The following is a 15236-nucleotide window of genomic DNA, read 5'->3' on the forward strand; positions in this document are numbered from 1 at the left end:
CGACATGCCGACGGAGCGATGAGGAGCCGGAGCGGTGGAACAGCAGTCAGCGCGAGCGGGGGCGTTCTCCGCGGAGCGGCCGATCCGGGTGTTCCTCCTGGACGATCACGAGGTCGTACGGCGGGGTGTCCACGATCTGCTCGACGGCGAGGACGACATCTCGGTCGTCGGCGAGGCCGGCAGCATCGCCCAGGCGCTCACGCGGGGGCCGGCGCTCCGGCCCGACGTGGCGGTGCTGGACGTCCGGCTGCCCGACGGCGACGGCATCACGGTCTGCCGTGAGCTGCGGTCCCGGATGCCGGGGCTGACCTGTCTGATGCTCACCTCGTTCGACGACGACGACGCGCTGCTGGACGCGATCATGGCGGGGGCGTCCGGCTATGTCCTGAAGCAGATCAAGGGCTCCGACCTGGTGGCCGCCATCCGCACGGTCGCCTCCGGCCAGTCGATGCTGGACCCGGCGACGACCACGCGTCTGATGAACAGCCTGCGCGGCGAGGACGAGCGGCCCGAGCCGGAGGACGAGCGCCTGGCCGGGCTGTCGCCGCGCGAGCGGGAGATCCTCGGCCTGATCGGGGACGGCATGACGAATCGTCAGATCGCGGAGCGGCTCTACCTGTCCGAGAAGACGGTCAAGAACCACATCTCGCGGATGCTCGCCAAGCTCGGCGTGGAGCGCCGGATCCAGGCGGCCGTGCTCGCGTCGAGCGTCGCCCGGCCGTCCTGAGATGCGTGCTCGCCGGACTTGGAGCCGCCTTCCGAGGCACGACCCCCTTCCTCACGCCACGTGAAGCTCGGACCCGCCCGCGCGGGCGCCCCTGGGGATCCCCCTCCCGCACGCCGATTCCGGGGGCGGCGATCCAGGCCCACTATCAGGGCAGGGACCGAACAGAGAGGCAGCCTCATGAAAACGAGGGCCTTCCGCCTCACCCCGGCAGCGGCAGTGCTTACCGCGGGTCTACTGCTTGCCGGTGCGTCGGGGGCGGCCGTCGCAACTCCGCTGGATGATTCCCCGAAGGCGAGCAGCAAGGCTACGAGCAAGTCGGACAACGAGCGGGCGCGGTCGGGCTATACCGTGCGCAGCAAGTGGCAATACAACCAGGACTGCTGCTACTCGGCAGGCGACCATGGTCAAAATACCACCCACCAATGGAGCGAGTACTACTGCGAGCAAAACGGCCACTGGTGGTGGCTGTACACCAAGTGAACGACGAGCCGGCAACCCTCGTGCCCTCCGGGCAGCCGCCCGGAGGGCACGAGGTTGTTACCGATCCGCCCCGCCGGTCGGCAGCGGAATGCTCCACCTCAAACTCGTCCCCCCGCCCGGCGGCGCTGTCATCCGCAGCCGGCCGCCATGGCGGTCGGCCCGCTCGCCGAGGTTGCGCAGACCGCTGCGGCGGCCGCCCTCGCCCTCCGGCATCCCGGCGCCGTTGTCGGTGACGGTCAGCGTCAGCCGGCGGCCGTCGTTGACGACGGCGACGTCCACCGACCGGGCGCGCGCGTGGCGGGCCACATTCGCCAGGGCCTCCCCCAGGACGGCGGCGACGTCCTCGGTGACCTCGCGCGGCACCTGGGTGTCCAGCAGCCCCTCCATCCGCAGGCTCGGGGCGAAGCCGAGGAGCGCGCCGCCCTCGCCGACGGTCCGGACGACCCGGGTGCGGAGCCCGTGCTGCGGGGCGGTCTCCCGGGACCGCAGGCCGAAGATCGTGGATCTGATGATCTTGATGGTCTCGTCGAGGTCGTCGACCGCCCGCTGGACGCGTTCGGCGGCCTCGGGGTGGTCGATGAAGCGGTCGGCGCTCTGGAGCGTCATCCCGGTGGCGAAGAGCCGCTGGATGGCCAGGTCGTGGAGATCGCGGGCGATACGGTCGCGGTCCTCCAGCACGGCGATCTGCGCGGCGTCCGCACGGCGTTCGGAGAGCTCCATGGCCACGGCGGCCTGCCCGGCGAAGGCGAGGAGGGGCTCCGACTCCTCCCGGGTGAACGGCGCGCGGCCCTTGGCCCGGGCCAGCAGCAGCACGCCTCGCACCGCGTCACCGGAGGTGAGCGGCACGGCCACGGCGGGACCGGTGGCGCGGCAGGGCCCCGCGGAGTTCGCCGGGTCCGCGGCGAGGCCCGCGCTGAGGACCGGCCGGCCCGAAACGTACGCGCTCCCGGCGAGGGTGCCGTCGGCCGGCAGCACCGTGCCGCGCAGTCCCTCGGCCCCCTCCCCCAGGGCGGCCTCGACGGTCAGCGCGGGCTCCCCCTCCGGCAGCGGGAGGGAGACGGTGACCAGGTCGGAGCAGGTGATCTCCTTCGCCCGCTCGGCGATCAGGCCGATGACGTCGGCCGGCCGGCTGCCGGACATCAGACGGTTCGTCACCTCGGCGCCCGCCCGCAGCCAGCGCTCGCGGCGGGTGGACTCCTCGTACAGCCGGGCGTTGTCGATGGCGACGCCCGCGGCCACGGCGAGCGTGGACAGCACCTCCTCGTCCTCGTCCTCGAAGTCCGCGCCGCCCCGCTTCTCGGCCAGGTAGAGATTGCCGAAGACCTGCTCGCGCACCCGGATGGGCACGCCCATGAAGCTGCCCATCGGCGGGTGCTCCGCCGGGAAGCCGTACGAGGCCGGATGCGCGGAGATCCGCGACAGCCGCAGCGGTTCGGGGTGGCGGATGAGCTCACCCAGGATGCCGTGGCCCGACGGGTACGACCCGATGGCCCGGATGCGCTCCTCCGGCAGCCCGACAGTGAGGAACTGCGACAGGGTGCGCCCGTCCGGCCCGATGACGCCCAGCGCGCCGTACCGGGCGTCCACGAGCACCACCGCGGCCTCGACGATCCGGCGCAGCACATGCTCCAGGTCCAGCTCGCGCCCGACCGACATCACGGCCTCCAGGAGGCTGTGCACCCGGTCCCGGGTGCCCCGCGCGGCGTCGATCCGGGCCTGGAGCTCCTCCAGCAGCTCGTCCAGTCTGAGTTGCGGTAAGCGCACCACCGTTCCGTGCCTCCTCGCAGGCGCGTCCGAACCTTCACGGACGGACGACCAGCCCACCCTTAAGACCACCGTATCCGCTGGCCGGAGCGTCGGAGGAGCCGGGGCCGGGCCATGACGGGGCCCGGCCCGGGCACCGGCTCAGGTGCCGGGCTTGCGCCCGTAGACGTAGACGTCGTCGCCGTTCTTCAGCATCGACCAGTACGTCTTGGCATCCCCGCGCCGCATGTTGACGCAGCCGTGGGAGCCGGGCGCCGACCAGACGTTGCCGTCGATGGAGTGGAACGCCTGCCCGCCGTCGAAGAACTGGCTGTACGGCATCCGCACCTTGTAGATCGTCGACCAGTGGTCGACGCTGCGCCAGTAGATCCGCTTGAGCCCGGTCCGCGTCTCGTACCCGTCGCGGCCGGACCGTATCGGCACCGGCCCGAACGCCAGCCGCGAGCCGTCCTGTATCCAGCTCAGCTGACGGGTGAGGTCGACGCAGGCGATCCGTCCCTTGTTCACCGGGCATGTGCGCCCGGCGTTGGGATTGCTCCCCGCGGCGCGCTGCTTGGCGACGAGGTCCATCACGCCCCAGGTGACGGGCCCGGCGTAGCCGATGGCGGGGCTGATGGCGTGGTCGAGCTGGAAGTCCCGGATCGCCCGGCAGTCGGCGGCCGACTGCCGCCCGTCTACGGGCCGCCCCAGGAACCGCTCCGCCTGCTTCTGGTACGGCCCGGCCCCGGCGGTGCAGGGGGCCGTGGCCGCCTGCGCGCTGCCCGTCCCCGCCGCCACGGAGAGCGGCGCGGCCAGCACGGCCGCGCCGAGGAGAACACCGAGTCGCCTGCGTGCGCGTACGTTCGCTCTGCTCGCTGCTGCGCTTGTCATGCCCGTATGACACACGGGGGAGCCGCTTGGTTGCGCTTCGAATCAGTCGCGGCAAGTACCCGGAGGCGGAGGGCTCCGGGAGGTTTCGCCGTGGCGACACGGGTTACCCGTCTTCCCGTCCGAAGGAGCGTCCGGAGGAATCGACCGCGATGACCGAGTACGGATACTTCCTCTCCTGCGAGGAACACTCCCCCGGGGACCTGGTCGAACAGGCCCGGATGGCGGAGCAGGCGGGTTTCACCTCGCTGTGGATCTCCGACCACTTCCACCCCTGGACCGACGAGCAGGGGCACAGCCCGCTGGTGTGGGCGGTCATCGGCGCGGTGTCCGAGGCCACGTCGCTGCCGGTGGAGACTGCCGTGACCTGCCCGACGATGCGGCTGAACCCCGTGGTGACGGCGCAGGCGGCGGCCACGAGCTCGGTGCTGCTCCAGGGGCGCTTCCGGCTCGGGGTGGGCAGCGGCGAGGCGCTCGACGAGCACATCCTGGGCGATCCGTGGCCGCCGGCCGCGGTGCGGCTGGAGATGCTGGAGGAGGCCGTTCAGGTGATGCGGCTGCTGTTCGAGGGCGGCCAGGTCAACCACCACGGCAAGCACTACACCGTCGAGAACGCCCGCCTGTACACGCTGCCCGAGGAGCCGGTGCCCATCGACGTGTCGGCGTTCGGGCAGGCGGCCACGGAGGTGGCCGGGCGCATCGGCGACGGGCTGGTGACGATGGTCCCGGACCCGGACGCGGTGGCCCGCTTCCGGCGCGCGGGCGGCGGCCAGAAGCCGGTGCAGGGCGGGGTGAAGGTGTGCTGGGGCCCGGACCGGGAGGCGGCGCTGGACACCGCGCACCGGCTGTGGGCCGTGGAGCAGCTGCCGGGCGAGCTCAACCAGGTGCTGCCCACCCCCGCCCATTTCGCGCAGGCCGCCGAGCTGGTGACACGTGACCGGGTGGCCGCCGCCGTGACGTGCGGCGACGACGTCGACACCCATGTGGGGGCGCTGCGCGCGTACGCCGACGCCGGCTTCGACCGGGTGCACGTCTCCCAGATCGGCCCCCTTCAGCGGGGCTTCTTCGACTTCTACCGGACGAAGGTGCTGCCCCGGCTCGCGGAGTGAGCGGAGTGACGCGACGGGCAGGGCCGTCGGGACGGCCCCGCCCGTGCGGCCGCCGCCTACGCCTTGCGGAGGCGGCCGATGATGCCGTCGAGATCGCCGCGGAAGAATTCCTTGCGGAAGAAGTGGCCGCCGCCGTCCTCGTGCGCCTCGTACGGGATGCCGGCCCGGTCGAGGAGACCGCGGAACTCCCGCTGGCCGGCCAGGACCTCGGGCTCGTTCATCCAGTCGAACGCGGTCTTGGGGGCCGTGCCCGCGACCATGAAGATCCGCTTGTTCCGGTAGCTCTCGATGCGCTCGACCGGGTTGTCGGCGCTGACCCGGGCCTGGTCCCACGGGGTGCCATAGACGGTGGCGCCTCCGAGGTCCAGGGCGGACGTCAGATTCGCCCAGTGGACGACCAGGCCGGCGTCACGGCGCAGGCTGGCGGGGCCGGAGTAGGAGCTCACCGAGGCGAAGTGGCCGTAGTACTTGGCCGTGTACTTCAGCGCGCCGAAGCCACCCATCGAGAAGCCGCCGATGGCACGGCCGTCGTACTCGGCGTACGTCCGGAAGTTCGCCTCGATCCACGGGATCAGCTGGTTGATGTGGAAGTTCTCCCAGTTGCGGGGGCCGACGTTGGAGCGGACCGGGTTGGAGTACCAGCCCGTCTTCCCGCCGTCGGGCATCACGAGGATGATCGGCTTGCCGGCGGTCAGCTCGCGGATGCCCATGCGGTCGAACTCGATGAAGTCGCCCCCGCCGCCGTGGAGCATGTAGAGGACGGGGTAGGTGCGTCCGCTGGTGTGGTAGTCGTCGGGGAGCAGGACGTTGACGGCGGGCTTCCAGCCGATCTCCGCGGTCTCGAACCGGTAGTACCACATACGGGGGTCGCTCTCGCCGCGCTCCGCGACGCGCAGCCCGAAGCCGTCACCGGCCGCGTGGGCCGTGGACGCCGTCGCGAGGACACCGCCGGCGCCGAGCGCCGCCGCGGCGGAGAGGCCGCCGGCGGCCTTCAGAAGACTCCTGCGGGTCGGGCGGTACTCACTCACGATGACCTCCTGGTCGTCGAATGTCGTCAAAGAATGTCGTCGAACGAAGAGAGACGTGCGGGCCGCAAGGTAGCGGCGGGGCGCCGGGGCGCGGCACCCGGAATGATCCGGAGTGACAGCGCCCGGCGGTCACCGATAGGAATGGGAAGGCGTGGGGCGCGGGCACACGGGAATCGCGGGGCGGTCCTTCGTGCGCACGGCGGGCAGCCAGGCGGTGGGCCGTGCGGAGCCCTGCGGGAGATGGACGCGGAACCATTCGGCGGACCACGTGCCCATCTCGTCGACGATGGGCACACCACTGGACAGCCGGCAGTCGACGGCGAGGGCGTCGCCGTGCCACACCCGTGTCGGAACGACGTTGTCGATGGTGTACGGCCGCAGGGGGTCGATCGCCAGGCCGAGACTGCACTCCGCGTTCCGGTCCTGGCGGTCCTGGCAGGACCGCTCGACGTTGAACACCCGGATCCGTCCGGCGGCGGTGGGCCCGCCCGAGCCGGCGGGCGGGGCGGACCCGGCGTCGCGCACGGCGTACGACCAGCCCGCCGCCACCACGCCGCACACCGCGGCGGCCACGACCGCGGCACGGGTACTACGGCGCCGCCGGCGTCCCACCGGTGGCAGGGTGTCGGGGCCGGTCGGCTCCGGCAGGACGGCCTGCCGGGCGGTGATGCGGGCCAGCAGGCTCTCGGCGGTGTGGGCCGCGCGTGCGGAGTGCGTCGGGGCCAGGCAGTCGGCGGCCAGGGCGCGCCAGAACGGGGGCACCGCGTTGTCCATGCGCAGCGGTGCCCGCCCCTCGGCGTACTCCTGCGTCGAGGCGGCGCGCGACACCGGTGTGGCGCCGGGGAACGGCGAGGCGCCGGACGCGAACACCTGGTGGACGATGACTCCCAGGGCCCAGATGTCGGCGCTGGGCCGGACCTGTACGCCCTGCTCACCGAGCGGGGCCTTCCAGCGCTCGGGCGGAAGGTAGTCGAAGGTGCCCATCGGGGGCGCGTAGCCGTGGGTGCCCTGGTCGCCGGTCAGTTCCGTCGCGAGCCCGAAGTCCGAGAGCCGGACCGAACCGTCCGCCATGAGCAGGACGTTCTCCGGTTTGAGGTCGCCGTGCACCCAGCCGGTGGCGTGCAGGTGTGCCAGGCCCTCGCAGATCTCGGCGACGATCCGCCCGGCCTCGGCCTCGGTCACCCCGCTTTCGAGCACGTCCCGCAGACTGCGCGCGGCCCGCTCCATGACCAGCACGATCGCGCCGTCCAGGAACGGGTGGCCCGGCTCGCTGAGCACGAAGGAGCCCAGCAGTCGGATCAGCCGGGGGTGGCGGGCCCGGCGCCCGAGTTCGACCTCGCGCCGGGCGGTCTCCGCCACCTTGCGGGCCTGGCGCGGTGCGAGCCCCTCGGTGGGCAGGATCTTGAGGGCGACAACGTCGTCGGTGTCGTCGCCCTGGCCGCCGGCTGGTCGTCCGGCGTAGACCGTGGCCCAGCCGCCGGTCCCGATGGGCTCGGTGACCTCCCAGTCGCCGACGCGTTGGCCGGGCGGGAGCGGTGTCACGCGGTCACCCCGGCGCCCGCTCCCGGGCGGGGCGGCAGCAGCGCGAGGTGCTCCTCCCGTACGAGCCCGAACCGCAGCGCGAGCCCGACGATCGCCTCCCGCTTGCCGTTGCGGCGGGCTTCCCGGCCGGATTCGCCCCCGGCCGGGACGACGATCCGCATCTTCTCCTCGGCGAGGTAGTCGATGTGCGAGCTGACGGCCCGTGGCGTCAGCCGGGCGCAGGCGGCGTGGCCCCGCAGCCGCTCGACGATCTGCGGAGTGGTCGGCACCGCCACGGGCGACTCGTCGCGCAGCCGCGGTTCGCAGAGAGCGACCAGCACCAGGAAGTAGGTGGCGGTCTCGTCCAGGGAGTACGCGGTGACCGTACGGCCCTCCCAGGGACCGCCCGTGTCGTCCGGGTCCAGATAGACGTGGTCGGGCGCGAAGACCTGGAAGGCGACCGTGGCGCCGCCGCGGGTGGGCAGCACGACCCTGGAGAACTCGAAGGGTATCGGCGCCCCGGCCCGTCGCGGTGGCACTCTCAGATACTCCCCGGCCCCCTCCGGGTTCTCCACCAGATAGCTCTGGGTCGCGCTGTGATTGCTGAGCTGCCAGTGGTCGTCGGTCACCCGGATCTCCCCGGCCAGCCGGGAGATCGCCTCGTCGACGAGACGGAGCTCCACGGGTGTCGTCGCGGATCCCCGCCCGAAGCGCGCCACCTCCCCCGGGCCGAGCCGTAACGTCACCGCGTCGCCGCGCGGCTCCCCGTCGGCGTCGCGGCTCCCACCCGACAGTTGACTGCCGCTCCCCTGCGGCAGATGGACGACTATCCCGCTCACACCGCCCCCTCCTCGCTCCCCGTCACCGGATGTCACTCAGTGCCGAAGAGTACCGATCCCACGTTCGGTCACGAGGCCAGGTCGGTCATGGGGGCAGGGCGGTCACAGGGGCAGGGCGGTCACGAGGTCAGGGCTGCCGCCCCAGCTGCGCCAGCAAGCGCTGCCAGGAGTCGGCGCCCGGCGGCGGTTCGACCGCCGGGGCGAACAGGCCCGAGCCGGAGAGCGCGTCGGCGTAGGGCTCCACCTCGTGGCGGGTGAAGTCCACCAGGGCCTTCGAGGGGTGTTCGTCCGCGCCGATGGCCCGGGAGAGGTCCCAGGCGTGGACGACCAGGTCGGCGATCATCTGGGCGCAGTAGGCGTGGGAGGCGGTGCGCCCGTAGGACAGTTCCACCGTGCCGGTGAGGGAGCCATGGGCGCCGAACGCCTCGCGGGCGGCCTCGGCCGCTCGCTCCCAGGCGGCGACGGGTTCGTCGCCCAGTTGGTCGCCGTCGAAGGCGTCGCCCACGTCCGCGATGCCCTTGCCGTCCAGCAGGGGCGGCACCCACAGCTGTTCGACGGTGAGGTGGTTGACGAGGTCGCGGACGGTCCACTCGGTGCACGGGGTGGGCGCCCGCCACTGGTCGGGGCGCACGGCACGGACCCGGTCGGTGAAGAGGTCGAGTGCCTCCGCGTGCCGGGCGCGGACGGTCCTGCGGCGCGATTCGGTCGGGGTCGGGTCAGCGCTCATGCCGGCCATGGTCCGCCCGCATGCGGGTCGCGGCGAACGCGGCGGCGACGAACGCCGCTCCGGCGGCCAGGGCGCCCCGGTGCTCGGAGAGCCACAGCTGCGGGCCGTGCGTCCGGGCGCCCATGCCGAAGTCGCCGTGGGCGCCGTGGTCGTGGCCGCCGTCGCCGTCGACCGGGTGCCACAGGTTGACCGGGGGCAGCGGCGGCGCCGGCTCCGGGCGCTGCTGCGCGTCGTAGGCGGTCCGGGCGAGGTAACGGTCCAGCAGGCCGGGGGCGACGGCGTTGGCGAGGAGGGTGGCGACGGTGCTCGCGCCCACCCAGTACTCGCGGCGGCGCGGGTGGGCGGCCGCGAACAGGATGGCGCGGGCGGCGAGCTCGGGCTCGTAGACGGGCGCCACGGGCCGGGGGCGGCGGGGCATCCGGTTGAGCACCCAGTCGAACTGCGGGGTGTTCACGGAGGGGAGCTGGACCATGGTCGTGTGGACCTTGCTGCCCTGGTGGAGGAGTTCGCAGCGCAGGGACTCGTTCCAGCCCTGGATGGCGTGCTTGGCGCCGCAGTAGGCGGACTGGAGCGGGATGCCCCGGTAGGCCAGCGCCGAGCCGACCTGGACGATGGTGCCGTGGTCGCGCGGGAGCATCCGGCTCAGCGCGGCGTGGGTGCCGTACACATAGCCCAGATAGGTGACTTCGGTGACGCGCCGGAACTCGTCGGGCTCGATCTCGACGAACGGGGCGAAGACGCCGGTGAAGGCGTTGTTGACCCAGACGTCGACCGGGCCGAAGACCGCCTCGATCCGGTCGGCGGCCTCGGTGACGGCCCGGTGGTCGGCCATGTCCACGGACAGCGGCAGCGCGGCGCCGCCGGCCCGCAGGACCTCCTCCGCGGCGGCGTCCAGCCCCTTGCGGCCACGGGCGAGCAGCGCCACGCTCGCGCCCTGCTCGGCGAAGGCCCGGGCGGTGGCCCGGCCCACGCCGCCGCTCGCCCCGGTCACCACGACGACGCTCGGCTGGTTTCTCTTCATCACCGGCGTCGGGTACCCGCGACCCTCAACGGCAAACAGGCGTCCCGGTAAAAGCGATATCAGCGGGCTTTCACCCGTTCCGGTGATTGTGACCGGGTGTCGTCGCCGCCCACCCTGGAATCCGGAACCGCCGGGGGACGGACGGGGAGCGCCATGCCGCAGACACCGAACGCTCCAGTGGCGGTCACCACTCAGCACAACGACAACCGGCGCACGGGTCTCAACGCGTGCGAGACGACGCTCCATCCGGGCAATGTCACCCCCGCCTCCTTCGGCCGGCTCTTCAGCCGCGCGGTCGACGGCCACGTCTACGCCCAGCCGCTGGTCCTCCCCGGCGTGGAGCTGCCGGGCCCGGGCCCGCGCGACGTGGTCTATGTGGCGACGATGCACAACAGCGTCTACGCCTACGACGCCGTCGACCCCGCCGCCTCGGCCCCGCTGTGGCGCACCTCCCTCGGCCCGTCCTGCCCGCTGCCCGACCCCGAGATCGGCCCGTCGCACTACCGCGACATCGCGGTCGAGGTGGGCGTGGTGAGCACCCCCGTCATCGACGCCGCGCGCCGGGTGATCTACGTGCTGGCCTTCACCAAAGAAGCGGACGGCTACCACCACACCCTCCACGCCCTCGACACCCGCACGGGGCAGCCGGTCCTCGGCGGCCCCGTGCGCATCGAGGCGACCGTGCCGGGGACGGGCGACGGCAGCGTGGGCGGGCGGCTCACGTTCACCGGCAAGCGGCAGATCCAGCGCTCGGCGCTCACCCTGGCGAACGGCATGGTGTACGCCGCCTTCGCGGCCTACGGCGACCGCAGCCCGTACCACGGCTGGGTGTTCGGCTTCGACGCGGTCACGCTGCGCCGGACGGGTGTGTACGTCACCACGCCCGGCACCGGGCTGGGCGGCATCTGGCAGGCCGGGCAGGGGCTCGCCGTGGACGAGGCGGGGTGCCTGTACTTCATGACCGGCAACGGCGGCTTCCGCGCCGACGGCTCGGAGCTCGGCGACAGCGTCGTCAAAATCCGTCCGGACCTGACGCCCGCCGACTGGTTCTCGCCGTTCAACAACGCGGCGCTGGACGCCGCCGACGCCGACCTGGGCTCGGCCGGGCCGCTACTGGTCCCGGGCACCCGGCTGCTGCTGGGCGGGGGCAAGGAGGGCAAGTTCTACCTGCTCGACATGGACGCCATGGGGCACTTCCACGCCGGTTCCGACAGCCAGATCCCGCAGAGCTTCTATGTGGTGACGCCCGACACGAACAGCCACCACATCCACGGCGGCCCGGTCTGGTGGGACGTCCCCGGCGGCCCCTGGTGCTACATCTGGCCGGAGAACGCCTTCCTGCGCGCCTACCGCTTCGCCGGCGGACGCCTGGACCCGTCCCCGGTGTCGACGAGCACCACCACCGACCCCACGGGCGTGCCGGGCGGCTCCCCCGGCATGCCCGGCGGGATGCTGTCCGTCTCCGCCGCCGGCCGGGACCCGGCATCGGGCCTGGTGTGGGCCTCCCACCCCTGGCGGGAGAACGCCAACCAGGCCGTGGTGGACGGCGTTCTACGGGCCTACCGGGCCCACGACCTCACCGACGAGGTGTGGCACAGCAGGATGAACGCCGCCCGGGACGACGTCGGCAAGTTCGCCAAGTTCGTCCCGCCGACCGTGGCCAACGGCCGCGTCTACCTCCCGTCGTTCTCCGGCGCGCTCCATGTGTACGGGCTGACGGGCTGAGCGGCGCCGTCCCGCGGGTCCGGGGGGTCGGGCACCCGTGCCGCGCGCGGCCGCGTCCGGGCCTCCGCGCGCAGGGCCGCGGCGAGCAGGACGAACCACACCCCGACGAGCAGCAGATGCGCCCGCTGGGGCACCCCGTGCCAGCCCGGCCGCCCGAACAGCGGCCCCACCGTGGCCAGCGCCGTCGTCAGCGCGGCGCCCAGCACCCAGGGGCCCCAGCGGCGGAGGACGGGGCGACGCGGGGCGCCGAGCGCCGCCGCGGTCACCAGCAGGGCCATCGAGGCGAACAGCGCCAGGTGCACCAGCGCGCTGGTGGTCGTGTGCCAGGGGTTGACGGCCTCGCAGGGGCTCTCCACCGAGGGGGCGCAGCGCATCGGGACGGCGACGTCGGCCACGGAGGCCGCGCCGAAGGCCACCAGCGACCACCAGCCGGCCTCCTCCCAGCGGCCCGGCGACCGGCCCCGCGCCAGCAGCGCCCCCGCGCCCACCAGGGCGGCGGCCACGAGCTCGATGCCCCCGAAGAGCCCGTGGAAGCGCTGGTCGGCGGCGTAGAGCTCGCTGACGTAGGAGTGCCGGGGGTCCAGGCCCGTGGGCAGGAGGAACTCCAGCACCCAGTCGTTGTAGACCACGGCCGCCGTGGTCAGCAGCAGCGGGGCCCACACCGCTCGCGCGGTGTGCGGGTCACGCGTCGGACGGGGCATCAGCGCGGGCGGACCGGGGGCGGCCCGTACGCCGGGGGCGCCGGCGGCTGGGTGGGCGGCGTGGTGGTGTAGGGCGTGGTGGGAGCCGGCGTGGTGTGCGGCGGCGACTTGGGCGGGGGCGGGGGTGCCGGCGGGGACTGCTGCCCGCCGCCCTGTGAGGGGTTCGGCTTGGGGCTCATCGTCACCCCGCCCTTGGGGGCCGAGGTGGAGCGGTCGTCCTCGCCGTCGGTGCCCACGGGCCGTTCGAACCACTCGCCGGTGTCGGGGTCGTAGACGACGAAGTACTCCAGGACGGAGTCGGCGGGGGTGACCGCGACGACGTCGGACGCCTTGTACGCGGGCCAGGAGTCGCCCTTGGCCGTCGGGGTGCCCTTGGCGGCGACGGGCGGGCCGAGCGGGTTCCCGCAGGCGCAGCGCACCCGGGGCATGCCCCGGTCGTCGACGAGCACGGCCGTGCCGGCCTGGAGGACGGACTGGTAGCTGGTGACGGAGCCGTCCTGGTAGCCGTGGTTGGTGACCCGGGTGTCGGCGCGCAGTTGCAAGGGGGTCAGGCCGCGCAGGTAGGCGGCGAGGCCGTTCTGCTCGATGCCGGCGGCGCCCGCGAAGGCGCGACCCCTGGCCTGGTCCTGGGTCAGATAGCCGATCTGGCGCTCGACGTCGCAGCCGGCGTTGTGCCGGGAGCCGCCGTAGAGGCCGCGTGTGGAGCCCTGGACGGTCCGGGTGCCTCCGCCGCCGCCCGTGCCGGCCGGGACGACGGGGTGGGACGACGCCGACGCGCCGTAGTCCTTGGCCGTCGACTGGGTGAAGGGGTCCCTGCCGTTGGCGGTCGCGGACTGGAGGTAGGCCTCGGCGGAGCCGCCGGAGCCCTGGCGGAGGAAGAAGACCGCGAGCGCGGCGGCGACGACCAGGGCGGCGAGCGGGACGAGCGCCTTCTTCGACCGCCACCAGCGGCTGCCGCCCGGGCCTTCGTCCGGGCCCTTGCCCGGGCCCTCGCCGGGGGTGCCCCGTCCGCCGGCCGGCGGGGCGGGCGGGCCGCCGGGGCCGCCCGGTCCGGCGGGGCCACCGGGGGCCTCGGGGCGGGGTGCCGACCAGTCGGGCCGGGTCGGCTCCGGCTCGCCCGCCGGGCGGTCCGGCGGCTGGGAGCCCCGGCCCGACAGCGGGCCGGACGGTGGGCCGGAGGGGCGGTTGGCTGACGGTGGCTCGGACGACACGTCCCTGACTCCTCAGTGAGGCCTTTTGTTCCTTTTCGCCGCCCCTGCGCACATTGTGTGTACCAGACCCATGGGCCCCGCAAGTTGCCGTCACGCGTCTTTCCCCCGCCCGACCCGCCCTGCGTCCCCCGCTCGCGCGCCCGGACGGGTGGCGTACCGGCTACTGGCTTACGTTGGCGACATGAGCGAGCTGCGTGCCTGGGGGGACGCCCTCGCGGCCGTGGCCGCCGGAGTGGCCGCCATGGTCGCGGTCGCCGCGCTCGGCCTGTGGGCCGCCGGGGCGGGGGCCCTGGGCGCCGACGCGCTGGCCCCCGTGGTCGCGGCCACCGTCGTCTGCGCCGTCGGCGGGACCGTCGAGCTGTCGGGTGGCGCCGGCTTCCTCGGCCGTACGGGCGCGGGGCTGGCCGTCGTACCGCTGTCGGTGACCCTCGCCGGGGCCCTGGCGCTCGCGGTGGTCTTCCTGCTCCCGATGCGCCATCACGCGGTGGCGAGCGGCGCCGCGTTCCTCGGCCGGGCCGCCCGTACGGCCGTGGTGTGGCTGGTGGCGCTGCTGCTCGTCGCGCGGGCGGCCCGGCACACGTTCCGCATCCGCCTGGACGAGGACATCCTCGACGAGCTCGGCGCGGCGCTGGGCGTCACGCCCACGGTCGGCTTCCGCGCCGCGACCGGGCCGACGGTCGGCTACGGGCTGCTGTGGCTGCTGGTCCTGCTGGTCGTGGCGACGGCCGTCTCCCGTAGGACGCCGCTGCCCTCGCGGCTGCTGCGTTTCCAGGACTCCGTCCGCCCGGCGGCGTTCGCGGTGCTGGTGCTGCTGCTGGGCTATGTGGTGCTCGGCCTGCTCGCGGGCCTGGTGGTGGCCGCCACGCGCGGCCACGCCGACCGGACGTTCGCGGTCCTGCTGCTGGGGCTGCCCAACCTCGCCTGGACGGGGCTCGGGATCGGACTGGGCGGCACGTGGGAGGGGCGGGTCCCGGACGGCATCGGCCTGCCGATGCCGCAGGCGCTCGCGGCGGTCCTGCGGGAGGGCGGGCAGGGGACCGCGACGGTGGACCTGTCCTCGCTCTCCGCCCAGGACGGACGGGCCTGGCTCCTGGCCCTGCTGGCCGCCCTGGCCCTCCTGGCGACGGGCTTCCTCACGGCCGTGCGTTCCCCCGCCGGAACGAGCCCCTGGCGACTCGCGATCCGGCTCGCGGTGACGCTGGCGCTGGCCCTGCTGACGATCGGACTGCTCACCCGCGTCTCGGCCCGCTACGGACTGTCCCTGCTGGGCATCGGCGACCTGGGCGACTTCGGCGGCGAGGTGACCCTCGACGCGCGACTATTGCCGCTGGTGGGCCTGGGGTTGCTGTGGGGGCTGGTGGCGGGATTCCTGGGCGGGGTGCTCGTGGGGTACCTGCGCCGCCGCGAGGAGGCGGGACGGGCGGGGTGAGCGGGGTGCCCGTCCGGGCGGGGTTCGTCGGGATGGGGTGCCCGGCCTGAGCGGGGCGGTTCCCACCCGGGTGGCGGCGGCCTGGGC

The 15236-nt window shown here is 73.8% G+C and carries 13 protein-coding genes; 4 read left to right on the forward strand and 9 right to left on the reverse strand.

All coding sequences use genetic code 11. The features are described 5' to 3' along the window. Positions 1-34 precede the first annotated feature (34 nt). Positions 35-727: a response regulator transcription factor gene (locus AB0E98_RS15075; protein WP_361702322.1), complete on the forward strand. Its 693-nt coding sequence runs from the start codon at positions 35-37 to the stop codon at positions 725-727. Between the two features lie 537 nt (positions 728-1264). On the opposite strand, the gene AB0E98_RS15080 is transcribed toward AB0E98_RS15075, so the two are convergent. Beyond that, complete coding sequence (locus AB0E98_RS15080; RefSeq protein ID WP_361702794.1) at positions 1265-2971, reverse strand: GAF domain-containing protein; 1707 nt, start codon at positions 2969-2971, stop codon at positions 1265-1267. Positions 2972-3112: 141 nt separating this feature from the next. Further along, positions 3113-3841: a L,D-transpeptidase gene (locus AB0E98_RS15085; RefSeq protein WP_361702324.1), complete on the reverse strand. Its 729-nt coding sequence runs from the start codon at positions 3839-3841 to the stop codon at positions 3113-3115. A gap of 149 nt (positions 3842-3990) precedes the next feature. Between AB0E98_RS15085 and AB0E98_RS15090 the strand changes: the two genes are divergently transcribed. After that, positions 3991-4947: an LLM class F420-dependent oxidoreductase gene (locus tag AB0E98_RS15090; RefSeq protein ID WP_361702326.1), complete on the forward strand. Its 957-nt coding sequence runs from the start codon at positions 3991-3993 to the stop codon at positions 4945-4947. Between the two features lie 56 nt (positions 4948-5003). Here AB0E98_RS15090 and AB0E98_RS15095 read toward each other — a convergent pair whose 3' ends face one another. The 5 genes from AB0E98_RS15095 to AB0E98_RS15115 all read right to left on the reverse strand — a co-directional run bounded on the left by AB0E98_RS15095 (position 5004) and on the right by AB0E98_RS15115 (position 10083). Then, on the reverse strand, positions 5004-5975 hold the full coding sequence (locus AB0E98_RS15095; protein ID WP_361702327.1) for an alpha/beta hydrolase-fold protein: 972 nt from the start codon (positions 5973-5975) through the stop codon (positions 5004-5006). A gap of 129 nt (positions 5976-6104) precedes the next feature. Continuing rightward, positions 6105-7517: a serine/threonine-protein kinase gene (locus AB0E98_RS15100; protein WP_361702329.1), complete on the reverse strand. Its 1413-nt coding sequence runs from the start codon at positions 7515-7517 to the stop codon at positions 6105-6107. Next, complete coding sequence (locus AB0E98_RS15105; RefSeq protein ID WP_361702331.1) at positions 7514-8335, reverse strand: serine/threonine protein kinase; 822 nt, start codon at positions 8333-8335, stop codon at positions 7514-7516. Before AB0E98_RS15105 ends, AB0E98_RS15100 begins: the two co-directional genes overlap by 4 nt. Before the next feature lie 127 nt (positions 8336-8462). After that, positions 8463-9062 (reverse strand): TIGR03086 family metal-binding protein, encoded by a 600-nt coding sequence (locus tag AB0E98_RS15110; protein ID WP_361702333.1) that lies wholly within the window; start codon positions 9060-9062, stop codon positions 8463-8465. After that, positions 9052-10083 carry an SDR family oxidoreductase gene (locus AB0E98_RS15115; RefSeq protein WP_361702335.1) on the reverse strand — a complete coding sequence of 344 codons (1032 nt, stop codon included), beginning with the start codon at positions 10081-10083 and terminating at the stop codon, positions 9052-9054. The genes AB0E98_RS15110 and AB0E98_RS15115 overlap by 11 nt, the downstream gene beginning before the upstream one ends. Positions 10084-10236: 153 nt before the next feature. Between AB0E98_RS15115 and AB0E98_RS15120 the strand changes: the two genes are divergently transcribed. Beyond that, a complete protein-coding gene (locus AB0E98_RS15120) occupies positions 10237-11808 on the forward strand; it encodes a hypothetical protein (protein ID WP_361702337.1) in 1572 nt (523 codons plus the stop codon). Here AB0E98_RS15120 and AB0E98_RS15125 read toward each other — a convergent pair. Both AB0E98_RS15125 and AB0E98_RS15130 read right to left on the reverse strand, forming a co-directional pair. Then, a complete protein-coding gene (locus AB0E98_RS15125) occupies positions 11757-12509 on the reverse strand; it encodes a DUF998 domain-containing protein (protein WP_361702339.1) in 753 nt (250 codons plus the stop codon). The two genes, AB0E98_RS15120 and AB0E98_RS15125, sit on opposite strands and share 52 nt — an antisense overlap. Further along, on the reverse strand, positions 12509-13720 hold the full coding sequence (locus tag AB0E98_RS15130; protein WP_361702340.1) for a DUF6777 domain-containing protein: 1212 nt from the start codon (positions 13718-13720) through the stop codon (positions 12509-12511). Before AB0E98_RS15130 ends, AB0E98_RS15125 begins: the two co-directional genes overlap by 1 nt. Positions 13721-13901: 181 nt before the next feature. Between AB0E98_RS15130 and AB0E98_RS15135 the strand changes: the two genes are divergently transcribed. Continuing rightward, positions 13902-15149, forward strand: coding sequence for a streptophobe family protein (locus AB0E98_RS15135; protein ID WP_361702342.1), 1248 nt, complete (start codon positions 13902-13904; stop codon positions 15147-15149). Positions 15150-15236: the final 87 nt, after the last annotated feature.

It is taken from the genome of Streptomyces sp. NPDC037389, from assembly GCF_040636475.1.
GTDB classification, from domain to species: domain Bacteria; phylum Actinomycetota; class Actinomycetes; order Streptomycetales; family Streptomycetaceae; genus Streptomyces; species Streptomyces hesseae.